Origin of the sequence: Flavobacterium sp. XS2P24, from assembly GCF_030010285.1 — a bacterium.
Taxonomy (GTDB): Bacteria; Bacteroidota; Bacteroidia; order Flavobacteriales; family Flavobacteriaceae; genus Flavobacterium; species Flavobacterium algoritolerans.
In genome coordinates, this window is the sequence record NZ_JASCRU010000001.1 from 296,650 (window position 1) to 320,261 (window position 23,612).

22 protein-coding genes and 1 pseudogene are annotated in these 23,612 nt (G+C 35.4%); 14 read left to right on the top strand and 9 right to left on the bottom strand.

The genetic code is table 11. The annotated features are described in order from the left end of the window. Positions 1-87 precede the first annotated feature (87 nt). The 5 genes from QLS31_RS01335 to QLS31_RS01355 all read left to right on the top strand — a co-directional run bounded on the left by QLS31_RS01335 (position 88) and on the right by QLS31_RS01355 (position 6,414). The gene (locus QLS31_RS01335; protein ID WP_282741993.1) at positions 88-693 is read left to right on the top strand and encodes a hypothetical protein; all 606 of its coding nucleotides are present in this window, start codon (positions 88-90) and stop codon (positions 691-693) included. Continuing rightward, positions 686-4,078 (top strand): transcription-repair coupling factor, encoded by a 3,393-nt coding sequence (gene mfd / locus QLS31_RS01340; protein WP_282741995.1) that lies wholly within the window; start codon positions 686-688, stop codon positions 4,076-4,078. Before QLS31_RS01335 ends, mfd begins: the two co-directional genes overlap by 8 nt. 91 nt (positions 4,079-4,169) lie before the next feature. After that, positions 4,170-4,529 carry a VOC family protein gene (locus QLS31_RS01345; protein ID WP_121343057.1) on the top strand — a complete coding sequence of 120 codons (360 nt, stop codon included), beginning with the start codon at positions 4,170-4,172 and terminating at the stop codon, positions 4,527-4,529. Positions 4,530-4,615: 86 nt separating this feature from the next. Continuing rightward, on the top strand, positions 4,616-5,545 hold the full coding sequence (locus QLS31_RS01350; RefSeq protein WP_282741998.1) for a helix-turn-helix transcriptional regulator: 930 nt from the start codon (positions 4,616-4,618) through the stop codon (positions 5,543-5,545). Positions 5,546-5,646: 101 nt separating this feature from the next. Continuing rightward, positions 5,647-6,414 (top strand): SDR family oxidoreductase, encoded by a 768-nt coding sequence (locus tag QLS31_RS01355; protein WP_282742000.1) that lies wholly within the window; start codon positions 5,647-5,649, stop codon positions 6,412-6,414. Positions 6,415-6,516: 102 nt separating this feature from the next. Here QLS31_RS01355 and QLS31_RS01360 read toward each other — a convergent pair whose 3' ends face one another. From QLS31_RS01360 to QLS31_RS01370, 3 genes are all read right to left on the bottom strand, one after another. Next, on the bottom strand, positions 6,517-7,173 hold the full coding sequence (locus QLS31_RS01360; RefSeq protein WP_099714067.1) for an aspartate kinase: 657 nt from the start codon (positions 7,171-7,173) through the stop codon (positions 6,517-6,519). Positions 7,174-7,289: 116 nt separating this feature from the next. Continuing rightward, the gene (locus QLS31_RS01365) at positions 7,290-7,649 is read right to left on the bottom strand and encodes a YraN family protein (RefSeq protein WP_099714068.1); all 360 of its coding nucleotides are present in this window, start codon (positions 7,647-7,649) and stop codon (positions 7,290-7,292) included. A 69-nt stretch (positions 7,650-7,718) separates the two neighbouring features. Then, a complete protein-coding gene (locus QLS31_RS01370; RefSeq protein WP_199074826.1) occupies positions 7,719-8,615 on the bottom strand; it encodes an LD-carboxypeptidase in 897 nt (298 codons plus the stop codon). Positions 8,616-8,882: 267 nt separating this feature from the next. Here QLS31_RS01370 and QLS31_RS01375 point away from each other — a divergent pair. From QLS31_RS01375 to QLS31_RS01385, 3 genes and pseudogenes are all read left to right on the top strand, one after another. Continuing rightward, positions 8,883-9,992, top strand: a pseudogene (locus QLS31_RS01375) (endonuclease/exonuclease/phosphatase family protein). 40 nt (positions 9,993-10,032) lie between these two features. Further along, entirely contained in the window at positions 10,033-10,572 is a 540-nt protein-coding gene (locus QLS31_RS01380) for a 3-hydroxyanthranilate 3,4-dioxygenase (protein WP_282742003.1), read from the top strand. A gap of 232 nt (positions 10,573-10,804) precedes the next feature. After that, on the top strand, positions 10,805-12,352 hold the full coding sequence (locus QLS31_RS01385; protein ID WP_282742005.1) for an aldehyde dehydrogenase family protein: 1,548 nt from the start codon (positions 10,805-10,807) through the stop codon (positions 12,350-12,352). Positions 12,353-12,444: 92 nt separating this feature from the next. Here the strand turns inward: QLS31_RS01385 and QLS31_RS01390 are convergent, their stop codons facing one another. Together QLS31_RS01390 and QLS31_RS01395 are read right to left on the bottom strand one after the other, a co-directional pair. Further along, positions 12,445-12,942, bottom strand: coding sequence for a DUF6646 family protein (locus tag QLS31_RS01390; protein ID WP_099714072.1), 498 nt, complete (start codon positions 12,940-12,942; stop codon positions 12,445-12,447). Between the two features lie 43 nt (positions 12,943-12,985). Then, complete coding sequence (locus QLS31_RS01395) at positions 12,986-13,711, bottom strand: metallophosphoesterase family protein (protein WP_282742007.1); 726 nt, start codon at positions 13,709-13,711, stop codon at positions 12,986-12,988. A 404-nt stretch (positions 13,712-14,115) separates the two neighbouring features. Here QLS31_RS01395 and QLS31_RS01400 point away from each other — a divergent pair, with 404 nt between their 5' ends. Further along, complete coding sequence (locus QLS31_RS01400; RefSeq protein WP_282742009.1) at positions 14,116-14,907, top strand: alpha/beta hydrolase; 792 nt, start codon at positions 14,116-14,118, stop codon at positions 14,905-14,907. Positions 14,908-14,927: 20 nt separating this feature from the next. Here QLS31_RS01400 and QLS31_RS01405 read toward each other — a convergent pair whose 3' ends face one another. From QLS31_RS01405 to QLS31_RS01420, 4 genes are all read right to left on the bottom strand, one after another. Further along, positions 14,928-16,067 carry an ATP-binding protein gene (locus QLS31_RS01405; RefSeq protein ID WP_282742012.1) on the bottom strand — a complete coding sequence of 380 codons (1,140 nt, stop codon included), beginning with the start codon at positions 16,065-16,067 and terminating at the stop codon, positions 14,928-14,930. Between the two features lie 234 nt (positions 16,068-16,301). After that, on the bottom strand, positions 16,302-16,520 hold the full coding sequence (locus QLS31_RS01410; RefSeq protein ID WP_282742015.1) for a four helix bundle protein: 219 nt from the start codon (positions 16,518-16,520) through the stop codon (positions 16,302-16,304). 46 nt (positions 16,521-16,566) lie between these two features. Then, positions 16,567-17,319, bottom strand: a complete 753-nt coding sequence (locus QLS31_RS01415) for an SDR family NAD(P)-dependent oxidoreductase (protein WP_282742017.1) — start codon at positions 17,317-17,319, stop codon at positions 16,567-16,569. Between the two features lie 49 nt (positions 17,320-17,368). Next, on the bottom strand, positions 17,369-18,241 hold the full coding sequence (locus tag QLS31_RS01420; RefSeq protein ID WP_282742019.1) for an aldo/keto reductase: 873 nt from the start codon (positions 18,239-18,241) through the stop codon (positions 17,369-17,371). Between the two features lie 212 nt (positions 18,242-18,453). Between QLS31_RS01420 and QLS31_RS01425 the strand changes: the two genes are divergently transcribed. From QLS31_RS01425 to QLS31_RS01445, 5 genes are all read left to right on the top strand, one after another. Beyond that, positions 18,454-19,458, top strand: a complete 1,005-nt coding sequence (locus tag QLS31_RS01425) for a MoxR family ATPase (RefSeq protein WP_282714165.1) — start codon at positions 18,454-18,456, stop codon at positions 19,456-19,458. An 81-nt stretch (positions 19,459-19,539) separates the two neighbouring features. Next, positions 19,540-20,403, top strand: a complete 864-nt coding sequence (locus tag QLS31_RS01430) for a DUF58 domain-containing protein (RefSeq protein ID WP_282742021.1) — start codon at positions 19,540-19,542, stop codon at positions 20,401-20,403. Positions 20,404-20,499: 96 nt separating this feature from the next. Further along, complete coding sequence (locus tag QLS31_RS01435; protein ID WP_282742023.1) at positions 20,500-20,859, top strand: four helix bundle protein; 360 nt, start codon at positions 20,500-20,502, stop codon at positions 20,857-20,859. Positions 20,860-20,962: 103 nt separating this feature from the next. Then, positions 20,963-22,594 carry a hypothetical protein gene (locus tag QLS31_RS01440; RefSeq protein WP_282742025.1) on the top strand — a complete coding sequence of 544 codons (1,632 nt, stop codon included), beginning with the start codon at positions 20,963-20,965 and terminating at the stop codon, positions 22,592-22,594. Continuing rightward, complete coding sequence (locus tag QLS31_RS01445; RefSeq protein ID WP_282742027.1) at positions 22,594-23,595, top strand: VWA domain-containing protein; 1,002 nt, start codon at positions 22,594-22,596, stop codon at positions 23,593-23,595. The genes QLS31_RS01440 and QLS31_RS01445 overlap by 1 nt, the downstream gene beginning before the upstream one ends. The last annotated feature ends 17 nt before the right edge of the window (positions 23,596-23,612 follow it).

Here is a 23,612-nt window from a genome sequence, read left to right on the forward strand (position 1 = left end):
TAAAGGAGCATAACTGGTTCTAGTGTACAAAATTAAGATCCTGTGTGAATTACATTCAGCCATTAAAAAAACGATAAATAGCCACACATGAAATATAAAATAGCAGTTTTCTTTTCTCTGGTTTTTCTTTTGTTGTCCTGTAAAAATGACAATCAAAAACGTATTGCCGAAAATAAAAAAGAGATGCAAAAAAGAGAAGTCATTTTCAAAAACATAGAGAAAGGTTGGGTTTTTTATGACACGCCTGTAACGGAAGCCTCTGAAAAAAGCATCGCATCCTGGAATGAATGGCGTATTTTTTTGGCTGAACTAGCCTTGAAACCTAAAAAATCCATTGGCGCTTTTCAGCAAAAATCGAAAGCACTTTCTAAAAAAGTAATGGCTTTGAACACCAATATTCCGTATGAATACAATAAACCTCAAATAAAAAGTAGAATTTCGACTTTAATCACAAAAGTACGTTTGTTGGATTTATTCATTCATTTGGATAATATTCCGGATAAAAAAGTGATATTATTAGTGTCAGAAATCAACTTGGAATTGGTTTCGTTACAAAGACAAATGGACAAAATTGTGGAGAAAAGTAGAATTCCGCTTGAAGAAGGGGAATCTGATTTATTGAAAATGATGGACACCACAAGAGCCATTCCTAATACACCAGTTATCGACCCAAATCTGCCACGCGTTGAGTAAAACAGCCTTATACAATACCTACGATAATTCGCCAAAAACCCAGCAAATTGTTGCTCGTTTATTGGAAAACAACCAAGTCAAAATGCAACTGTCGGGACTTTTGGGTTCTGCACTTTCGTTTGTAATTCGATCTGTTTTCAAGAAAGCAGAACTTCCTTTTTTGATTGTTCTAAACAATAAAGAAGAAGCGGCGTATTATTTGAATGATTTGGAACAAATGATTGGGGAACAAGATGTGCTCTTTTATCCCGGTTCATTTCGTCGCCCTTACGAAATTGAAGAAACTGATAATGCTAATGTTTTGCTTCGCGCCGAAGTGTTAAACCGAATCAATTCCCGTAAAAAACCGGCCGTTATTGTCACCTATCCCGAAGCCTTATTCGAGAAAGTGGTTACCCGAAAAGAATTGGATAAAAACACGTTGAAAGTTGCTGTTGGTGACAAGATTTCCATCGATTTTATCAACGAAGTTTTGTTCGAATATGAATTTAAAAGAGTTGATTTCATTACAGAACCCGGAGAATTTTCGGTTCGTGGAGGAATCGTTGATGTGTTTTCATTTTCGAATGATAATCCGTACCGAATTGAGTTTTTTGGAGACGAAGTAGAGAGCATTCGTACCTTCGATGTAGCGACGCAATTGTCCATTGAAACGCAAAAAAAGATTACGATAATTCCCAATGTGGAAAATAAAGTTTTTCAGGAAAACCGAGAAAGTTTCTTGGATTATATTTCGGAAAAAACGGTAATTTTTATTCAGAACACCGAAGATTTTTTATCACAATTAGACAAACAATTTGGCAAAGCCGAAGAAGCTTTCGCAAAATTGTCGCAGGAAATAAAACGGTCATCTCCAGAAAAATTGTTCTTGAATCAAACCGAATTTATAAAAAGAGCGTTGGATTTCTCCATTGTGGAATTGAGTTCGACCCGAGCGGATGCGAACGGACGAAGTAAACCTATTTTTAGAACTAACAAAAAATTCGAATTTCACATTCAGCCGCAACCGTCGTTCAACAAACAATTTGATTTATTGTTGAATAATCTGAATGAAAATCATTTCAACGGCTACAAAAATTATTTGTTTTGTTCCAATGATGCTCAAGCCAAACGATTTCATGATATTTTCGAAACCTTGGACGAAGCAAATTCTGAGAATATCCGTAAGCAATATCACACCGTTGTTTTGCCTTTGTACCAAGGATTTATCGACGAGGAAAACCAAATAACCTGTTACACCGACCATCAAATTTTTGAGCGCTACCATAAATTCAGCATCAAAAATGGCTATTCGAAAAAACAGAATATCACTTTAAAAGAACTCACGACACTTTCTGTTGGGGATTATGTGACGCATATCGATCACGGAATTGGACGTTTTGGAGGATTACAAAAAATACAAGTCGAAAGCAAAACACAAGAAGCCATAAAGCTCGTGTATGCCGATAATGATATTGTGTACGTGAGTATTCATTCGCTGCACAAAATTTCAAAATACAACGGAAAGGACGGAACGCCACCCAAAATTTACAAATTGGGTTCGAATGCTTGGAAGATTTTAAAACAAAAAACTAAAGCTAGAGTCAAACATATTGCGTTCAATTTGATTCAATTGTATGCCAAAAGAAGACTGGAAAAAGGATTCCAGTTTGCGCCTGATAGTTATTTGCAAAACGAACTGGAAAGTTCCTTTATTTACGAAGATACGCCGGACCAAACCAAATCAACTGCAGAAGTAAAAGCTGATATGGAAAGCGACCGCCCGATGGATCGCTTGGTTTGTGGTGATGTAGGTTTCGGTAAAACCGAAGTCGCTATTCGTGCCGCTTTTAAAGCAGTGGATAATAGTAAACAAGTTGCTATTCTGGTACCAACAACGATTTTAGCATACCAACATTACCGCACTTTTACGGAACGATTGAAAGATATGCCGGTTTCTATTGGGTATTTGAACCGTTTCAGAACGGCCAAGCAAAAAGCGGAAACTTTAAAACAATTAGCCGAAGGGAAACTCGATATTGTGATTGGAACACACCAATTAGTAAATAAAAATGTAGTTTTCAAAGATTTAGGATTGCTGATTGTAGATGAGGAACAAAAATTTGGAGTCAATGTAAAAGACAAACTCAAAACCATAGCTGCCAATGTCGATACATTGACATTGACGGCAACGCCAATTCCGAGAACGTTGCAGTTTTCGTTGATGGCAGCGCGCGATTTATCAGTAATTACAACGCCTCCGCCTAACAGATATCCTATTGAAACGAATGTAGTAGGTTTTAGTGAAGAGTTGATTCGGGATGCGATTTCGTATGAAATTCAGCGTAACGGACAGGTTTTTTTCATTAATAATCGAATCGAAAATATCAAGGAAGTTGCCGGAATGATTCAGCGTTTGGTGCCAAATGCCAGAGTTGGAATTGGTCATGGCCAAATGGACGGCAAGAAATTGGAAGAATTAATGTTGGCTTTCATGAACGGAGAATTTGATGTTTTGGTGGCAACAACCATTATCGAAAGCGGTTTAGACGTTCCTAATGCCAATACGATTTTTATCAACAATGCGAATAACTTTGGATTGTCTGATTTACATCAAATGCGCGGTCGAGTGGGGCGTAGCAACAAGAAAGCGTTTTGCTATTTTATTTGTCCGCCGTATTCTGCCATGACAGATGACGCCAGAAAAAGAATTCAAGCTTTGGAACAGTTTAGTGAACTGGGAAGTGGATTCAATATTGCAATGAAAGATTTAGAGATTCGTGGTGCCGGAGATTTATTGGGAGGCGAACAAAGTGGTTTCATCAACGAAATTGGTTTTGATACGTACCAAAAAATCATGAACGAAGCCATCGATGAATTGAAAGAAAATGAATTTAAGGATTTGTATCCGGAGGAAAACAATTTGGAGACCAAAGAATATGTAAAAGATCTGCAAATTGACACCGACTTTGAGTTATTATTTTCAGATGAATACATCAATAACGTTTCGGAACGATTGAGTTTGTACAATGAATTAGGTGCTGTAAAAAATGAAGAAGAACTCATCATTTTCCAAAATAAATTGATTGACCGCTTTGGTCCAATGCCACCACGAGCCAATGCTTTGATGAATAGCATTCGTATCAAATGGATTGCGACTCGCATTGGAATCGAGAAGTTAGTGATGAAACAAGGCAAGATGATTGGTTATTTTGTGTCTGATCAACAATCAGATTATTACCAGTCCAATCGTTTTCATCAGGTGCTACAATTTGTGCAAAAACACAGTTCTATTTGTAAAATGAAAGAAAAACAAACGCCAGCAGGGTTACGACTTTTGTTGACTTTTGACAATGTAAAGAATACCAGAACTGCTTTGGAATTGATGGAGTTGTTGGGAAAATAGAGGATAAATATTCAATTTGACAGTGACTGAGATTAAAAGAAGAGTTATTTTTAAATTTGACTTGCATTGAACAAATTAAATCCAAATAGATATGCTTACAGATATTAATCCAAAACTGCCGATGCGTAATAAAGCGATTACGCGAGACTACTATTTGAATGAATTGGGTTTTGAGGAATATGGGAATGCTGATTTTGACGGCTACCTTATGGTGCAAAAAGACAGTATTCAAATTCATTTTTTTGAATTTAAAGAACTTGATCCAAAAGAAAATTACGGACAAGTTTATATCAGAACGGATGATATTGACAAATTGTACCAATCATTATTGGACAAAAAAACAAGCATCCACCCAAATGGACCTTTAGAGATTAAACCTTGGGGACAAAAAGAATTTTCATTACTTGATCCAGACAATAATCTGCTGACTTTCGGGCAGAGTATATACTAAATTATTTTGGCGAAAGCGTTCAACCTTTTAAAGGATGAAGGCTTTGGTTTTAATTTGTATATTTGATTTTTACAAATTCATTCCCAATGAAATTAAAATCAATAGACGAGTTTTACCAGGAAATCTCTGGAAACTCGAGTACAGAACCAAATACATTATTACCTAAAGGAATCCAAAAAGAGATTGGTCATTTCAATGTTTTTAATATCAAAGAACTTTATGAAAGGCTAAAGGACAAGTCTTTTATGCCTTATGACCGGAGAGCGTATTATAAAATAAGCTTGATACGAGGAAAAAACAGAGCGGAATACGCAGATAAAGTAATTGACATTGAAAAGAATGCTCTTTTATTTGCTACGCCAAAAATTCCGTATCATTATGTACCGCAAGACACGCAGCAATCTGGAAATTTTTGTGTTTTTACGAGCGAGTTTTTAACAAAAGATAAAAGCGGAATTGTACTTGACGAACTTCCTATTTTTAAATCAGATGGCTATCCTGTTTTTGAGCTTTCTGATGAAGAGGCAATAGAAATTGATTTGATATTCAAAAAGATACATAAAGAAATCAATTCTGATTATGTATATAAATACGATTTGATTCGGAATTATGTAGCGGAGTTAATACACTTTGGACAGAAACTACAACCCGTAACTGCTTTATATTCAAAACACAATTCGGCAGCCAGAGTCTCTTCCTTATTTGTGGAATTACTCGAAAGACAATTCCCGATAGAGTCGCCTCGACAACGGTTGGAATTGAAATCTGCCAAAGATTTTGCCACTCGATTGTCCATTCATGTCAACCATTTGAATAAAGTTTTAAAAGAGAACACAGGTAAAACGACTACTGAATTAATCAGTGACCGATTAATACATGAAGCCAAGATTCTTTTAAAAGAAACCGATTGGAATATTTCGGAAATTGCGTATTCACTCGGTTTTGAAGAGTTGGCACATTTTTCTAATTTTTTCAAAAAACAAACAACGTTGACACCTATCGCTTTTCGAGTATAAAGAGATTGATTTGAATTTTGCAAACTCTGGATTGATATTTACAATTGGTAAGCTTTACATCTGAATTAATTTTGTGGTATTAATTTAAAACAATAATAAACATGGAAATCAAGAACAATAAAATAGCATTAGTTACCGGAGGAAGCCGTGGATTAGGAAAAGATATGGCTTTGAATCTTGCCAAAAAAGGGCTTGATGTAATCCTAACGTACAACAGCAAAAAAACCGAAGCGGATGATGTTGTTGCCGAAATCGAAAAACTAGGACAAAAAGCAGCAGCCATTCAATTGAATGTTGCCGATGTGAATAGTTTTGATTTGTTTTTTCAAAATGTAGCGAGCGCTTTAAAAAGCACTTTTGGTGTCGAAAAAATTGATTTTTTAATCAACAATGCGGGTGTTGGTCTTCACGAAAGTTTTGCGACAACAAGTACAGCTCAATTTGATGATATGGTTAATATTCAATTCAAAGGACCCTTTTTTCTGACTCAAAAAGCTTTGGAAGTACTGAATGATGGTGGTGGAATTGTAAATATTTCGTCAGGATTGACCCGTTTTTCATTTCCGGGATATTCAACTTATGCAAGTATGAAAGGAGCAATGGAAACCTTGACGAAATATCAGGCAAAGGAATTGGGCGAAAGAAAAATCAGAGTCAATATTGTGGCTCCGGGTGCAATAGAAACTGATTTTGGCGGAGGTGCCGTTCGTGATAACGAACAATTAAATCAATTGATTGCTTCATTAACAGCTTTAGGACGTGTAGGTTTGCCGGATGACATTGGAAGCGTTGTAGCATTTTTGTGTACAGACGATGCTAAATGGGTGAATGGACAACGCTTAGAAGTTTCGGGAGGAACGAATTTGTAATTTTAAACTGCTGTTTAGAAATACAATAACAGAATATTATTTTATAAAAAAGCTTCCAGTCCTAGTAGGATGGAAGCTTTAAAATTATAGAATATGAGATTTCTAATTCTTCAAATCCTTAATAACTTTGAAAGCTACATCTACTTGTTCTTCACTCACTAAAATGGTAAACTCATTAGAAGTCGAAATTACTTCATTGATGATGATTCCTTCCCAAGCCAAACGTTGAAAAATGAAATAGTAAATCCCTGGAACTACAATATTTTCTTTAGGTAATTTTACCGTAATCGAAGCCAGGTTGTCTAGTTTTTGAATCAATTTTTCATTGGCAAAATGCTTGTCAACTAAATGATTGATGCTATTGCTTACCACGATATTAGTTTCATTCACACCTCTGGAGGAAGTGTAAAAAATATCCGGAAAAGCATTGATGTCAGTAATTAAGTCGGCTTGCTTGTTCAAAACGGTTTCTGATGCAGCATAAGTATAATCAGTCAAAGCAGAACGAACGGTGATTTCCCCAATATTTTTAATGACTTTATTAATTTTATGGTTTAACCTGAAGTCTAATTCTTCCGTTAATCTTTTTAAAGCCATTACAACAGCGCCTTGTTTTACTTCTTTGCCAAATTCACTTTCTAATTCGGTCATTATATTTCGGGATAATGACGTTAAATTGATAATTCCAAGTGATAACGCATTCAACAAGAAAGGCTTTGTTTTGATGTAATTTTCTACAATAGAAGAAACAGTTTTCATAATTTCTAAGTTTTTTTAGTTAGTTAGATTTGTAAGTTTAGTTAGTTGTGTGTTAAAAACATGGCAAATGTAAATAAAAAAACAATTTGTTACAAATATAACATTCAAAAAATTACTTAAAAATGAAAAAAAGCATCTATAAGGTGCTCAATTACAAAAGATTTACCTTCTTTATGGATGGCAATTATGTCAAAACGGACTTCAACATCTAAATTTCTTTCGTTTACAAAAGCGTCTACGGCCTTTACAAGTAGCTGAATTTTTTTTGGTTTTACAAAATCCTGAGGCAAACCAAATTCCAAAGAGGAACGCGTTTTGACTTCAACAACGGCGAGTGTATTTTCTTTCTGGGCAAGAATGTCTATTTCGGCTTTTTGAAAGGTCCAATTGGTTTCTAAAATAGTATAGCCGTCTTTCCTAAGAAATTCAACTGCCATTTCTTCTCCAAGTTTTCCGAGCTCGTTGTGTTCCGCCATAAAAAAGTTTTCAGTGTTCAGTTGCAGTATTCAGTTTATAAACTTCTGCAATCAAAAATTAAATTGCCTTTATTCAAAAACCAGCGTACTGCATTTTTCATTGACATTAATAGTGACATTATTCCCTAAAATTAAAGCTCTATTGTCTTGAATATGACCGGCTGGAAAATTATACAAGATAGGAATATTGTATTTTTTGGTAACATCCTCGATAATTTCAATGGCATTTTTCCCCCATGGAATATCATTATCCTTCATTTTTGTCATGGAACCCACAACAATTCCTTTGATACTTTCGAGACAACCGTTTCGTTTTAAATTCATCATCATGCGGTCAATGTGATACAAATATTCGTCTAAATCCTCTATAAACAAGATTTTATCAGCGCAGTCAATCGCTGATGGTGAGCCAAACAAACTGTATAGAATCGATAAATTTCCGCCCACTAATTCTCCGGTAGCTTTTCCGGGTCTGTTCATCAGGAAAGGATCTATTTCGTACGACAATTTTTCACCAAATAACGCAATTCGCAGTGTTTCTATGGCTTGAGGAGTTGCTCTAGGAGCGGTTATTGGCATGATTCCGTGAATGGATTTGTAACCCATAGTATTCAAATGATTGTGTAAAACGGTGACATCGCTAAACCCAACAATCCATTTTGGATTTTTTTTGAACGCAGTAAAATCCAATAAATCAATCATGCGTACGGTTCCATATCCGCCTTTTACACACCAAATGGCTTTGATATTTGGGTTGTCCAGTTGTTGCTGAAAATCGGCAGCGCGTTGTTCGTCAGTTCCAGCCAATTGATCGTTGTCTAAACCTATGGTGCTGCCAATAACAACTTCCAGTCCCCAACTGTGCAACAAATCGATAGCGGGTTTCAGGTTGTCATCTATATTTTTTCTGGCTGTTGCCAAAATTGCTACGGTATCTCCTTTTTGTAAACTTGGTGGTGTAATCATTTTGTATTGGGCTTGACTGTTGAAAGATTGTAAAACAAAAATAAGGAATAGAAATTTATATAAAACAGAATGGTGTAGTGTAAAAGTAAATCGGTTTGCATTCATGTTTTATTGTTTTTCTAAAATAATTGGAATCATGGAGTCTTAAAAGACAAAAACAAAGATAGACAATTAGAAAATAATTTTAAGTTCACGACCAAATGACTATTTTTACAATAAACAGATTCAAAAAAGAATCTAATCAACCACTGGAAATAAATGATGCCTATGAGAATTACGTACTGGATTCCTATTCTTTTTTTATTTTTTCCAATAGCAAAATCTATTGCGCAACAGAAAAAATACGTCATTCATACCGTCGCATTTTATAATTTCGAGAACCTTTTTGACACTATAAATGATCCTGCCACTTTTGATGAAGAATGGACGCCAACCGGTTTGCAACGTTGGACATTTGATAAGTACGAAAAGAAACTGGGGAATTTAGCCCGCGTTTTATCTGAAATAGGTTCTGCTGAAAATACTGATTCGCCCACTTTTATTGGCGGTTGCGAAATTGAGAACAGAAGCGTTTTGGAAGATTTAGTCAAGCAACCCAAATTAATCGAGAAAGACTACGGCATCATCCATTTTGATTCGCCCGACAAAAGAGGAATTGATGTGGCGCTGTTGTATCAAAAAAAGAAATTTCAGCCCACGAGTTACAGCAATATCCCGTTATACATTTATAAAGAAAGCGGAAATACGAATGAAAGTTCCAAAGCCAGTTTTGAAGAAAAAACAGATGATGAATTGCAAATAAGCACCAAAAATTATCGGGTTTATACACGAGATTAATTGTTGGTAACCGGATTCCTGGACGGTGAGGAAATCAATATTATTGTCAATCACTGGCCATCCCGTTCTGGCGGAGAGAAAAAATCAAGTCCGTTTCGGGAAGCCGCCGGAGCATTAAACCGAAAAATAATAGACTCTTTACAACGGATAAATCCAAATGCAAAAGTGATTACTTTGGGCGATTTAAATGACGGTCCGTACAATAAAAGTGTCAAATTTGGGCTTGGAGCCAAAGCCAAAAAGGCAGAAGTACTTCCTTTTGGGATTTACAATCCATTCGAAGAAATGGCCAAAAAAGGATTTGGAACTATCGCATTTCGGGATGCATGGGATGTTTTTGACCAAATAATGGTTTCCGAAACTTTACTGCAATCAGATTATTCGAGCTTTCGATATTGGAAAGCCGGAATTTATAATAAGTCATTTTTGATACAAACCAGCGGACAATATAAAGGGTATCCGTTGCGACATTCTAACACCGAAATAGGGTTTAGCGACCATTTTCCGGTATATATTTATTTGATTAAGGAAAAAAAATAACGATTTATTATTTCATAACTTTACATTTAAAATAAAAATCATGGCAATTGCAAAACCTTTCAACCTCAATAAATGGATTAACGAAAACCGTCATCTCCTAAAACCACCAGTTGGTAATAGAAACTTGTACAGGGAATCCGGTGATTATATCGTTATGATTGTTGCGGGTCCAAACGCCCGAAAAGACTATCATTACAACGAAACCGAAGAGTTATTTTACCAACTTGAAGGCACCATCAAAGTGATTATTCAAGAAGATGGTGTGCGCAAAGAAATGGAATTGCGTGCCGGTGATATGTACCTTAATCCTGCTAAAATTCCGCATTCTCCTGTACGTTCCGAAGGTTCTATAGGACTTGTCATCGAACGAAAAAGAGCTGGAAAAGGATATAAGGATGGGTTATTGTGGTTTTGTGATACCTGCAATCACAAGCTACATGAGGTTTATTTTGAACTGCATAATATCGAGAATGATTTCTTGCCTCATTTTGAACATTTTTACAATTCAGAAAAGTTGAGAACCTGCGAAAAATGTGGCAGTGTAATGGAAACAGACCCAAGATTTGTTGCCAAGAAATAATTTAATGCTGAATTTATTTCAGTTTTAGGAGCTATTTACTTCGTTAGTTCGCTTCGCTCGTGCCCCGCTATTCGTTCTATCTTTTGTGGTCTTGTAAAAAAAACGAGACTACAAAAGGACGCAACTTTTATCGGGACTAAAAAGCGTAAAATAAAAGTAGCAATGTTTAGTTTTTCACCTTAAATCAATATATTTGTAAAAAAATATAACAATTTTTAATAAAAAAGTTACAATGATAACAATGGCAGATCAATTCGGAATCAAAGAAGCCCTTAAGCAATTAGGGATTGAGGAGATAAATGAAGGAACATCAACTGGAGCAGCTAATTTTGCCAACGGAAAAATCATCGAAAGTTATTCGCCAGCAGATGGGACTTTAATTGGAAAAGTAAAAACGTCTTCTAAAGAAGATTATGAAAAAGCAATGCAAAAAGCTTCGGAAGCGTTTTTAGAATGGCGTATGGTTCCAGCTCCTAAAAGAGGTGATATCGTTCGTCAGATGGGAGATGAATTAAGAAAATTCAAAGAGCCTCTTGGAAAACTAGTTTCTTATGAAATGGGAAAAAGTCTTCAAGAAGGATATGGTGAAGTACAAGAAATGATTGATATCTGTGATTTTGCGGTGGGATTATCCCGTCAATTGTACGGATTAACCATGCATTCTGAAAGACCTTTGCACAGAATGTATGAGCAATACCATCCAATAGGAACAGTTGGAATCATTTCGGCGTTTAACTTTCCGGTAGCAGTTTGGAGTTGGAACGCAATGATTGCTTGGGTTTGTGGTGATGTTGCGATTTGGAAACCAAGTTCAAAAGTACCTTTGTGTGGAGTGGCTTGTCAAAATATTATCAAAACAGTTTTAAAAAGAAATAATGTTCCTGAAGGTGTTAGTTGTTTGGTAACTGGAAACGAATCAGGAAATTTAATCAATAATGACAAAAGAATTTCATTGGTTTCTTTTACAGGATCAACTAGAATAGGACGTCACGTATCAAAAACCGTTGCAGAACGTTTTGGAAATACCATCCTTGAATTAGGAGGAAACAATGCAATTATCGTTTCGGAACATGCGGATATCAGTATGGTATTGGTTGGAGCCGTTTTTGGAGCGGTAGGAACAGCAGGACAACGTTGTACATCAACCAGACGTTTAATCATTCACGAAAGTGTGTATGACAAAACCATCAGCGTATTGAAAAACGCGTACGGTCAATTGCAAATAGGAAATCCATTAGATGAGAATAATCACGTTGGGCCACTTATCGATAAAGGAGCTGTTAAGGATTATTTGGATGCGATTGAAAGTGCCAAAAAAGAAGGCGGAAAAATCATCGTTGAAGGCGGATTGGTTGAAGGCGAAGGATATGAAAGTGGTTGTTATGTGAGACCATGTATCATTGAAGCTGAGAATCACTTTGACATCGTTCAAACAGAAACTTTTGCCCCTATTTTATATGTAATGAAATACAGCACAATTGAAGAAGCGATTGCATTGCAAAACGGAGTTCCACAAGGACTTTCATCTTCTATTTTTACAAACAGCATGAGAGAAATGGAATTGTTCCTTTCTCAATCGGGTTCTGATTGTGGAATTGCCAATGTAAATATTGGTACTTCAGGAGCAGAAATTGGTGGTGCTTTTGGTGGTGAAAAAGAAACTGGTGGCGGACGCGAATCTGGTTCTGATGCCTGGAAAGCCTACATGAGAAGACAAACTAATACGATCAATTACGGAACCCAATTGCCATTGGCACAAGGAATCAAATTTGATTTGTAACAACAAAATAGAACAAATTAAAAAAGGCAATTTGAACATTCAAATTGCCTTTTTTTATTCAAATTGCTTCGTAAACGTTGCAAATAATCTTTTTACAGATTGAAAGAGGCGCCAATATTAAACGTAAACTGGTTGTTCAATTTATCAAAACCTACGGCATCCGTTTTATAAGTTGCGATTGGAATCCCAGCTTCGGAGAAAATACCAAAACCTTCGGTAAAGAAATAACGGAATCCTAAATGCGCACCAAAATTTCGTAACCCTAAATCCAATCCCGGGTAAATATCCATCTTTGGATCAAATTGAAAAACATTTCCCAAGTTTGCATTGAATCGTCCTTTAATATCTACTCTGTCTCCAAAATCAGGTTTGTTTCCTAAATCATCATTAGAAACGGATAACAAATAAGAAGTAACAAATCCGAAAGACATGTTTTCTCCAACTCCAAAATCAGAAGAAACACGAATTCCAGATCCTCCGTTTTGAAAGTTACCTCCAACATCAAATTTAACATCTCCTTTTCCTTTGAAAGCCTGTGCATTGATCAAACCAACTGTCAATAGCAATACTAATGTGGTAATCTTTTTCATACTTTTAATTTTTTAAGTGGGTGCAAAAGTAGCGCAATAAAACCTAATTTCTTCCTTTTTCGTCAAAATACAATTGATTCAAGGGTTCGCTTTGCCAAAATTCCTTGGTGTCAACATCCATAATGGTTAATGGACCTTTGAAGGCAGCGCCAGTATCCACATTCCAAATATTTTCCTTTTGAATTGGGGTTGTTTCGCCTATTCGCGTAACGGGCGTGTGACCAATATAAATTTCGTTGTATAGCGTAAGGCGTTTTGGGTAGAAAATGTCATCCGTTTTCAGGGTTTTGTCTAATGCCAAAGCTGTTTCCCATAAGGTTCTATCCCAATAAAAAAGCCCTGGAAAATATTCAAAATCAACACCGTTCATATTGGTAAAACCAGCATGAACAAACAAACGGCGTTGCTCGTCCAGATAAAAATTTTCTAATGATTTCAAGAATTCAATATGTTTTTGCTTAGTTTCTGCGCTAACGGATTCGTAGGCCAAAACAGTCGCTTCACCACCATGTTTGTACCACAACAGATTGTCTTTACTTTCGTCAAGCCATTCCAGCAATAAATCATCATGATTCCCGCGAATGCAAACGCAATTTTGTTTGGTTTTTAAATCAATTATAAAATCGAGTACCTGAGGGGATTGGCTCCAGCCATCAACATAATCTCCCAGAAAAATCAGAGTGTCGTTTTTAGTAACGTTGGCTCTCTCCATAATTTGGTGCAATGCTCGTAAACCACCGTGGATATCGCCTATAACAAGTGTTCTCATGTACTGAATGTTCTTTATTAGTGTAAAAACAGCCAAAAAATAACGCTGTTTCCAAGTCATAAAATTAAGTAAAAGAGTGATGAAGTATGCTACTTTAACTTATTTTTTTAAATAAATTAAAAGAAACGGTATTTTAAAGATTGTAATTTTTATGAAAAACAGAATAGGAATTTCTTCAGAATGCTGTTTTAATCAGGGAACAAAATATCACTGTTTTAGGTGATGTTTTTTTTATTTTTTAAGATTAACTTTACAAAAAATAAACCGCTATAAAATGAGTGCACTTATTGCGTTATCGTTACTTTTGGCTAAAATGATCTGTCAGGTTTTAAAAGAATTGTTGGCTTTGATTTAGAATAATAAATCAATACTGTCATTTTAAAAACCATTTTTCAATCAGATAAATGCTCCAAATTCACATGAAAATATACCTGCAAATACTGTTTTGTTTCTTTTTGTTAAGTTGTACATCCCATAAAAACACAACCAATGCTGAAGTCAATAACCAAGCATTTGAGGTCAAATCAGATAGTGCCAATTGGTTGGACAGTTCTAGAAACAGGTTGATTCCGGTTGCGTTTTATTCCCAAATTGTAAAGGATAAAATTTTAAATCAACAATTGGTAATTGTAAGTCACGGTTATGCAGAAAATAAACCGGGTGCGAATAAATCGTATTCCTATCTGACGAAAAAATTAGCGTCCAAAGGCTATTTTGTAGTGAGTATTCAGCATGAATTACCAACCGATGATTTATTGCCTTTGACAGGAATTCCTCAAGTGGTACGACGATCAAATTGGGAAAGAGGAGCAGAGAATATCCTGTTTGTTCTTAATGAATTGAAAAGAATAAAACCAGAATTAGATTTCAAATATGTAAACCTAGTTGGACATTCCAATGGAGGCGATATGACGGTTTTATTTGCTCATAAATACCCAAATTTGGCCAATAAAATAATTTCATTGGACAACCGCAGAATGGAATTACCCAGAACTTTTCAGCCTAAAATCTACTCGCTTCGTTCCAGCGACCAGCCTGCTGACGAGGGAGTTTTACCTACTGTTGAAGAGCAGAAAAAGTTCGGAATAAAAATTATTAAACTCCCCAATACCATTCATAATGACATGAATGACAGAGGAAATAAAAGACAGAAAAAAGAAATTAATGCTTATATATTGGATTTTCTTGCCGAGTAAAACCTATAAAATAAGTGTAGTTACTGTACATCATATTTCATCTTTCTCAAAATCCGTAACGCTTCTTTAAACGATAAATACACTTGGTTGAAAGGTTTCAACAGTGTTTTTGCATCTATCAGTTTTTGCTTGGCTTCTTCAAAACCGTTGAGGTAACAAATCATAAATGTTGAGGGCAAGTTTTCTAAATCTTTGTGTTCCCGCTCAGATAATGAAAGTCCTTTTTGGAGTTTGTTCAGCAAAGTAATATTGGCATTGTAAATATGAAATAACATTTTTTTGTTGAATTCCGGAGGCTGAAAAAGCATCTCTCTTTCTATTTTATAATAGCCATTATCATGAAAATGAATCGTTTGTTTTTCTAAAGGATAATAGCTTGTTTTGTCATTCAAACCCAAAGGAACATATTCAATAATGGTGAAAGTGTCTTCGTTATAAACAATTTCGACCACATCCTGAGCCGAATAAAACAGCTTGATTTGTTCATTGATCAATTCAATATCCACACGTGATAAATAGGTTTTGTCCCGCGATTTTTTTGCAATTCCTGCCCAGCAAATCACAAATAATTCCTTAAATACTTTATACTTTGGCGCCATATCCTTGTGGCGAAAATTCATAAAATCAATCACGCCATCGAGTGTGTATTCGATGCTGTTTCGAGAGTTGTTTTCGATGCCAATTACGGTTTCCGTATTCTGGTAATTCTTCTCAATTTCGCCTTCAATAGGCATCGTGTTACTGCCTCGCCGTATAAAAATACTGTTGGCAGGAATCGTGTGAATTCCTTTTTTGAAATGGGAAGTTTTGCTTTTTGGCTTGACCGTTACCAACCCGATAACTTTATCTTTCGGCAAGTTTGGGAAAGGCACGTTTTCGTACTGAATTTTTGGAGGATTTTCCAGGTAGGCATTCACTAAATTCTGAATCCGACTATCGTCAAAAAAGTCATCGCCCACGATAGTATTGTCTTGATCTTCAACACCCACAACGATATAGGAATTGTTCGTGGGATTTGAATTGGACAGCGCGCAAATGTGTTTTAAAAACTTTGCTTTTCCTTCCCGTGTATGCAAATTCAACTGGCGCTTTTTATCATAAAAACTACTCTCATCATTGTGAGCGAGCAGGTTTTTAATAAGAATGCGTTTGTTGATCATTGGTATTGTTTATTATTTATTTCTATTTTTTATTGTTGTTAAGGCTCATTTATTAATCATATTTTGATCCTTTTCTATCAGAACTTTTTAAAAAATTCATGAATTTTGAAATTTGGTCGATTATAATTTGAGATTTTAAAGTTAACTCCAAATAGTTTTCTTCGTTGATATGTTTTCTATCGAAGGACCTTTGTAATTGTGCTTTTGTTTCACAACATGAACCTCTTGAATAACTCAAAAAAGTAATAAATTCTTTATTTCCTCCTTATTTCCTCCCCGGCCAAAACCCTCAGCAATATTATCCATAACTGACCCAGAAGAACCATTGATTTGATCCCTTAATTTATAATCTTGACCAAGAGTTGTGTTTTGAATTAAATGCCAAACGTGATTACTTTGTTCTCTAGCTAATTGATAGATTCCCATTTCCTCAAAAGAATTGTAATTCGCCATATTTAAAGGTTTATAAATAATAATAGAAATAAAAAATTAACAATAATCAATCTCTTTTTAAAATTGTAGCAGCGGCTTGTGCTGTTGGCAAGATCATCAAATCGGCAATATTTACATGGTATGGTCTGGAAACTACAAAATGAATAATATCAGCGATATCTTCTGGATGTAATGGCTCAAAACCTTTATAAACATTGGCCGCTTTGTCTGCATCGCCTTTAAAACGCACTTCGCTAAATTCGGTTTCTACTGCGCCGGGATGAATTGCTCCCACCCGAATTCCATAAGGATTTAAGTCCATGCGCATGGCTTGGTTCAAGGCATCAACAGCATGTTTGGAGGCGCAATAAACGTTTCCGTTTGGGTATACTTCTTTTCCGGCGATGGAACCAATGTTGATAATATGACCTGATTTTCGTTCAATCATTTGTGGGATTATAGCTTTTGAAACATATAAAAGCCCTTTTACATTGATGTCAATCATGGCATCCCAATCGTCTAAATCTCCGTTTTGAATGGGATCTAAACCATGGGCATTTCCGGCATTATTAATCAAAACATCAATTTTAGAAAAAGCTTCCGGTATGGAATTGATACTCTCAAAAACCGCTTTTTTATCCCGAACATCAAAGGTCAAAGAATGTACTTCAGTAAATGCTGAAAGTTCTTTTTCAAGAGCGATTAACCGATCTTCACGGCGTCCGCAAAGAATAATTTTATAATTGTTTTTAGCTAATATTTGTGCAGTCGCTTTACCAATTCCGCTGGTTGCTCCAGTCACTAAGGCTGTTTTAGTCATGAGTCTTTTTCTGTTTTAGATTCTAAAGTTGCTGAAATGAACACTAATTCTAGGCTACATTATTCCCCATACTTGCTGACCAAATGGCAAACCAATCTTCTTTGTCTAGTTCTAATTCGACTGCTTTCATCAACGATTGGATTCGGGCCACGTTTACTGTTCCTGCAATAGGAATTACTTTTGCGGGATGTTTTAAAATCCAGGAAAGCAAAATCGTATCAGAACCCAAATGGTATTTTGAAACTAAGGTCGCCAGTAATTTTTTTAAGCGTCTAGTTTGTGGATTGTCCTCTCTAAAAACGGATCCCAGCGGATTCCATGACATCGGGCGAATGTTGTTTGCTTGCATATAGTCAAAACTTCCATCCACCATAGGTTCGAAGCTCGTTGCCGAAAACTGCACTTGATTGTACAAAATTTCTGTTTTTTGACGAATCAATTCGGTTTGTGTGGAAGTGAAATTAGAAAGACCAAAATCAATGATTTTACCATCTGATTTTAGTTTCAAAACTGCTTCGGCAATTTCATCCGCTTGCATTAACGGGCTGGGTCTGTGGAGTAAAAGAACATCCAGATAATCAGTGTGTAGATTTTTTAAGGAGTTTTCAACGGACCAGATAATATAATCTTTGGAATATTCATAATGTTTTATTGTGTTGATGCGGTTTTCCGTCACCATTTGGATGCCACATTTGGATATTAATTGTATTTTTCCTCGGGCAATTTTACTAGAAGCAAAGGCTTTTCCAAAATCAGATTCGGTGGTGTAATCACCATATATATCGGCATGATCGAAAGTGGTAATTTTGTTTTCCAAACATACATTAATCATGTTTTCCATTTCTTTGGTATTGAGATTTTTATCCCATATTCCCCAATTCATGACACCCGCTACAATAGGCGATAATTTTGTTTTATTCATGGTTTTTATTTTTTATTGAAATTCATTAATCTGCTATTTCAAGGTATATTTTTCAAAGTTCTTAAAAATATAAAAATTGTATCATAATTCGTCCTTAAATTTAGGGCTTTTGTCGAAGTTTTAACCATTTTTTAACATCTTACTTCTAAAAAAAAATTCAATTTGCACCATCAAAACGAAGGCATTAAATTCAAGGTTTTAAAAATAATAAAATGGAAGAAAATACAGCGACTTTAGACATCAGAGCAATCAATGAAAAAATAGAAAGAGAGAGTGCTTTTATAGACCTTCTCACAATGGAAATGAACAAGGTTATCGTAGGTCAAAAGCACATGGTGGAGCGTTTGTTAATTGGACTTTTGGGTCAGGGACATATTTTATTGGAAGGAGTTCCCGGATTAGCAAAAACATTAGCGATAAACACTCTTTCACAAGCGGTACACGGATCTTTCAGCAGAATACAGTTTACCCCGGATTTATTGCCAGCCGATGTTGTGGGGACTATGATTTATAACATTAAGTCAAATGAATTCTCGATAAAAAAAGGACCAATTTTCGCTAATTTCGTCCTTGCCGATGAGATTAACCGTGCGCCTGCCAAAGTACAATCGGCATTACTGGAAGCCATGCAGGAAAAGCAAGTGACTATTGGTGATACTACTTTCAAATTAGACCGACCATTCTTGGTTTTGGCGACTCAAAATCCAATTGAACAAGAAGGAACATATCAATTGCCTGAAGCTCAAGTCGATCGTTTCATGTTGAAAACAGTTATTGATTATCCAAAAATGGAAGACGAGCGTTTAGTGATTCGTCAAAACCTAAAAGGAAGTTACGAAAAAGTAAATCCTGTGGTTTCAGTAGAACAAATTTTACGCGCTCAAGAAGCAGTTCGTGAGGTTTATATGGATGAAAAAATAGAAAAATACATACTTGATATCATTTTTGCCACACGTTACCCAGAGAAATATAAATTAGCTGATTTGAAACCATTAATCAGTTTTGGAGCGTCGCCACGTGGAAGTATCAATTTGGCGAATGCCGCAAAATGCTACGCTTTTATCAAACGTCGTGGCTATGTAATTCCAGAAGATGTTCGTGCTGTAGTTCATGATGTGTTGCGTCACAGAATTGGAGTTACCTACGAAGCAGAAGCAGAAAATATTACTTCTGTAGACATCATAAACAAAATCGTAAACGAAGTAGAAGTACCTTAAAGTTTGTTTAAGGTTTAAAGTTTCAAGTAGTTGGATTACGAACTTGGAACGTTAAACTTTTAAACTTTAAACAAATTAGAAATGGATACAAAAGACCTCTTAAAAAAAGTACGGAAAATAGAAATCAAAACCCGAAGATTGAGCGATCACATCTTTTCGGGAGAGTATCATACGTCTTTCAAAGGGCGTGGAATGACTTTCAGTGAAGTGCGTCAATACCAGTACGGAGATGATATTCGTGCGATTGATTGGAATGTAACCGCGCGTTACAACGAAGCGCACGTAAAAGTTTTTGAGGAAGAACGCGAATTGACCATGATGTTAATGGTTGATATTTCGGGTTCAGAAAGTTTTGGTTCAAAAAATCAATTCAAGAAAGATATTGTTACGGAGATTGCTGCAACGATGGCTTTTTCGGCAACTCAAAACAATGATAAAATAGGTTTGATTTTGTTTTCAGATGAAATCGAATTGTACATTCCGCCAAAAAAAGGAAGATCACACGTGTTGCGAATCATCCGGGAATTGATAGAATTTCAGCCTAAAAGTCGAAAAACAGATATTGCTCAAGCCTTGAAATTTTTATCGGGAACTCAAAAAAAGAAAGCGATTGTGTTTGTAATTTCTGATTTCATGTCGGAAGATTACGAGCAAACATTAAAAATAGCCTCTAAAAAACACGATATAACTGGGATTCGCGTGTACGACATTCGAGAAGAAAAAATGCCGGATTTAGGAATGGTTTCTATGCTTGACGCCGAAACCGGAGCAATCGAATTGATAAATACCGGTTCGAAAGCAGTGCGAATGAATTATGAAAAACAGTACCACGATAAAGTCAACTATTTTAAAGAAACATTCAGCAAATCAGGTTCAGGTGTTGTAAACACAAGAGTTGACGAAAGTTATGTGATGAAATTGCTGAGTTACTTTAAATCGAGATGATGATTTCAGATTTTTGATTAACGATTTTTGATTTCAGATTTTGTAGAAATGGGAAATAGATTTTAAACGGGTAAAATAAAAATATAAACTTAATAAGTGAATAAGCAAGAATTAGAAAATAGATTGATAGATTTTGCAGCAACAATAATAATCGTTGCAAGCAAATTTGAAAAAAACTATGCTGGGAATCATCTTGCTGGGCAAATAATTAGATCTGGAACTTCTCCTGCTTTAAATTATGGAGAGGCACAAAGTGCAGAAAGCAGTAAAGATTTTATTCATAAAATGGGCATTTGTTTAAAAGAATTAAGAGAAAGCTTTGTTTGTTTAAAAATTATTGAAAAATCAAATTTAACGTCCGATTTAACAAATCTAACTATTGCAAAAACTGAGGCTAATGAGCTAATTTCTATTTTCGTATCAAGTATTAAAACAGCTAAAACAAATCTGAAATAAATTTAGATTTTTGATGAAAAGCGAATCGAAGTTTCGGGATCAAATCTGAAATCAAAAATCGTTAATCCTCAGTCAAAAATCGAAAGAGGTTCAATAATAAAAGATGAAAAAACAATTATACCTACTACTATTGCTGCTTTCTACGGCTGTTTTTGCACAACAAAAGCAAGTAGTCACAAGTATTGACACGATTAAAAATAAAATTGGTGCCGAATTTAAATTGTCTATAAAAACTACTGTTGATACTTCGTCTAAAGTGATTTTTCCAAAACTAAAAAACTTTGGTGCTTTAGAGGTGATTCAGTCGTATCCTATTGATACTGTAAAAATGGATGGCCGTTATGAGTTAATCAAAAAATACGGTTTAACCCAATTTGATTCTGGTAGATATGTTGTTCCAAGTATCAAGATTTTTATCGACAGCAAACCGTTTTTGACGGATTCACTATTGGTTGAAGTGGCAAATGTTCAAGTGGATACTTTGAAACAAAAAATGTTCGACATTAAGGACATTGCTCCAGCAGATAACCCGATAGGCGACTGGTGGAAATACCTGTTGATTTTGGCTTTGATTATTGGTATCGGAGCGTTTATTTATTGGTTTATTAAAAACCGCCAAGAAAAGAAATTACAGGAAGAAATTTATAAAACGCCAATCGAGAAAGCGACTAGTTTGCTGGATACTTTAGAGAAAAAAGAACTTTGGCAAAAAGGGCAAGTCAAAGCCTATTATAGTGAATTGACGGATATCGCCAGAAATTATATAGAAGAAGCGATAGAAATTCCAGCAATGGAAAGTACAACTTCAGAATTGATTCAAGGACTTAGAGCGGCTTCTGTCAAAAAGAAAATGACGCTTTCACAGGAAATCATCGAAAATCTGGAGCGTGTTTTGAAACAAGCCGATTTAGTAAAATTTGCCAAGTCAAAACCACTGGATTTTGAAATTACCGAGGATCGAAATAAGATTCAAAAAGCAATTCTGACATTAGACAATTCAATTCCTGTGGAAGTACCAGTTGAAGAAGATGTGTTGTTGAATGAAGCGCAAAGACAAAAGCAGATACAAATTCAATTGCGTAAACAAAGAAATAAACGTATTGTTACTGCCGTAGCATCTGTTGTTTTTTTATTGGCAGCGACCACAACTTTTTTCATTGTAACCAAAGGATTTAGTTATGTAAAAGACAATATCATTGGGCATCCTACCAAAGAATTATTGGAAGGAGAGTGGGTAAAAAGTGATTATGGAAATCCGGGAGTTATTATAGAAACACCAAAAGTGCTTAAGAGAGTAGATTTGACAAAAACACTTCCTAAAGATGGAATGGCTTTGATCAAAGAAATGCAGTCTTTTGCGTATGGAAGTGCTTTGGATCCTTTTTATCTGATGGTTTCTACTTTAAAATTTAAACAGGAGACACAAATAGATTTGGCTAAATCTATGGATGGAATATTGCAATCAATGGAAGCTCAAGGCGCCCAAAATATGATTGTGAAGCAAGAGGAATTTGAAACCAAAGAAGGGGTTAAAGGAATTAAAGCCTATGGTACTTTTTCGCAAATTAATGGAGATGATAAGTCAAGTGCAAAAATGTATTATGAAGCATTACTGTTTAGTCAGGAAGGTGGATTACAACAGATTTTACTTTTTCATGAAGAAGGAGATACCTATGCAAATGAAATATCAGAACGAGTTTTGAACTCTGTCGAATTAAAACAAGCAAGTAAATAATGACTAAAGTAACTTTTTTAAACCCAGAGTTTTTTTGGTTGTTTCTTCTGATTCCAGTAGCAATTGTGTGGTTGTTACGGAAAAAGAACCATCAATCAGCCACATTAAAAATAAGTTCGTTACAAGGATTTAAAGGTTCCAAGTCGTATTTGACAAAGCTAAAGCCGATGTTGAATGTACTTAGAATTTTGGCTTTGTGCTCTTTGATTACTGCTATGGCGAGACCAAGAACAGTTGATGTAAGTAATAAAACAAAAACGACCAAAGGAATTGATATTGTTATGGCAGTTGACGTTTCTGGAAGTATGCTTGCTAAAGATTTGAAACCGGATCGAATGCAAGCACTTAAAAAATTGGCGTCAGACTTTGTTGAAGAAAGACCAAACGATAGAATTGGGCTTGTGGTGTATGCTTCGGAAGCGTATACAAAAACACCGGTAACCAGCGATAAAGCGGTTATTCTGGATGCTATCAGAAGTATAAAATACGATAATGTTTTAGTGGACGGAACGGGAATAGGAATGGGATTGGCCACTGCCGTAAACCGATTAAAAGACAGTAAAGCAAAGAGTAAAGTGGTTATTTTGATGACTGACGGGGTAAATAATGCCGGATTTATTGAACCGGATACAGCTTCTGACATTGCAAAACAATACGGAATAAAAGTATATACAATAGGAATAGGAACAAACGGAATGGCAATGTTTCCTTATGCTATTGCGCCAAATGGAAAATTTCTTTTCCAAATGATGAAAGTGGAGATTGATGAGCAAATGATGAGAAAAATTGCTAATAATACGGGTGGAAAATATTTTAGAGCAACGAGCAACAGCAAATTAGCTGAAATTTATGCAACAATAAACAAGTTAGAAACCACTGAAATCGAAGAATTGAAATTTTATGATTATGATGAAAAATTTAGGCCATTTGTATGGTTAGCCGGTTTTTTATTATTGTTTGAATTAGGATTGCGAAATACAGTTTTTAAAAGCTTTATATAATATTTAAAAACACAAAA

What these genes read in the sequence shown, in the direction of transcription:
- QLS31_RS01335 (WP_282741993.1), top strand. Translation starts at nt 88, where the DNA reads ATGAAATATAAAATAGCAGTTTTCTTTTCTCTGGTTTTTCTTTTGTTG.
- QLS31_RS01345 (WP_121343057.1), top strand. Translation starts at nt 4,170, where the DNA reads ATGCTTACAGATATTAATCCAAAACTGCCGATGCGTAATAAAGCGATT.
- QLS31_RS01350 (WP_282741998.1), top strand. Translation starts at nt 4,616, where the DNA reads ATGAAATTAAAATCAATAGACGAGTTTTACCAGGAAATCTCTGGAAAC.
- QLS31_RS01355 (WP_282742000.1), top strand. Translation starts at nt 5,647, where the DNA reads ATGGAAATCAAGAACAATAAAATAGCATTAGTTACCGGAGGAAGCCGT.
- QLS31_RS01360 (WP_099714067.1), bottom strand. Translation starts at nt 7,173, where the DNA reads ATGAAAACTGTTTCTTCTATTGTAGAAAATTACATCAAAACAAAGCCT.
- QLS31_RS01365 (WP_099714068.1), bottom strand. Translation starts at nt 7,649, where the DNA reads ATGGCGGAACACAACGAGCTCGGAAAACTTGGAGAAGAAATGGCAGTT.
- QLS31_RS01370 (WP_199074826.1), bottom strand. Translation starts at nt 8,615, where the DNA reads ATGATTACACCACCAAGTTTACAAAAAGGAGATACCGTAGCAATTTTG.
- QLS31_RS01380 (WP_282742003.1), top strand. Translation starts at nt 10,033, where the DNA reads ATGGCAATTGCAAAACCTTTCAACCTCAATAAATGGATTAACGAAAAC.
- QLS31_RS01385 (WP_282742005.1), top strand. Translation starts at nt 10,805, where the DNA reads ATGATAACAATGGCAGATCAATTCGGAATCAAAGAAGCCCTTAAGCAA.
- QLS31_RS01390 (WP_099714072.1), bottom strand. Translation starts at nt 12,942, where the DNA reads ATGAAAAAGATTACCACATTAGTATTGCTATTGACAGTTGGTTTGATC.
- QLS31_RS01395 (WP_282742007.1), bottom strand. Translation starts at nt 13,711, where the DNA reads ATGAGAACACTTGTTATAGGCGATATCCACGGTGGTTTACGAGCATTG.
- QLS31_RS01400 (WP_282742009.1), top strand. Translation starts at nt 14,116, where the DNA reads ATGCTCCAAATTCACATGAAAATATACCTGCAAATACTGTTTTGTTTC.
- QLS31_RS01405 (WP_282742012.1), bottom strand. Translation starts at nt 16,067, where the DNA reads ATGATCAACAAACGCATTCTTATTAAAAACCTGCTCGCTCACAATGAT.
- QLS31_RS01410 (WP_282742015.1), bottom strand. Translation starts at nt 16,520, where the DNA reads ATGGCGAATTACAATTCTTTTGAGGAAATGGGAATCTATCAATTAGCT.
- QLS31_RS01415 (WP_282742017.1), bottom strand. Translation starts at nt 17,319, where the DNA reads ATGACTAAAACAGCCTTAGTGACTGGAGCAACCAGCGGAATTGGTAAA.
- QLS31_RS01420 (WP_282742019.1), bottom strand. Translation starts at nt 18,241, where the DNA reads ATGAATAAAACAAAATTATCGCCTATTGTAGCGGGTGTCATGAATTGG.
- QLS31_RS01425 (WP_282714165.1), top strand. Translation starts at nt 18,454, where the DNA reads ATGGAAGAAAATACAGCGACTTTAGACATCAGAGCAATCAATGAAAAA.
- QLS31_RS01430 (WP_282742021.1), top strand. Translation starts at nt 19,540, where the DNA reads ATGGATACAAAAGACCTCTTAAAAAAAGTACGGAAAATAGAAATCAAA.
- QLS31_RS01440 (WP_282742025.1), top strand. Translation starts at nt 20,963, where the DNA reads ATGAAAAAACAATTATACCTACTACTATTGCTGCTTTCTACGGCTGTT.
- QLS31_RS01445 (WP_282742027.1), top strand. Translation starts at nt 22,594, where the DNA reads ATGACTAAAGTAACTTTTTTAAACCCAGAGTTTTTTTGGTTGTTTCTT.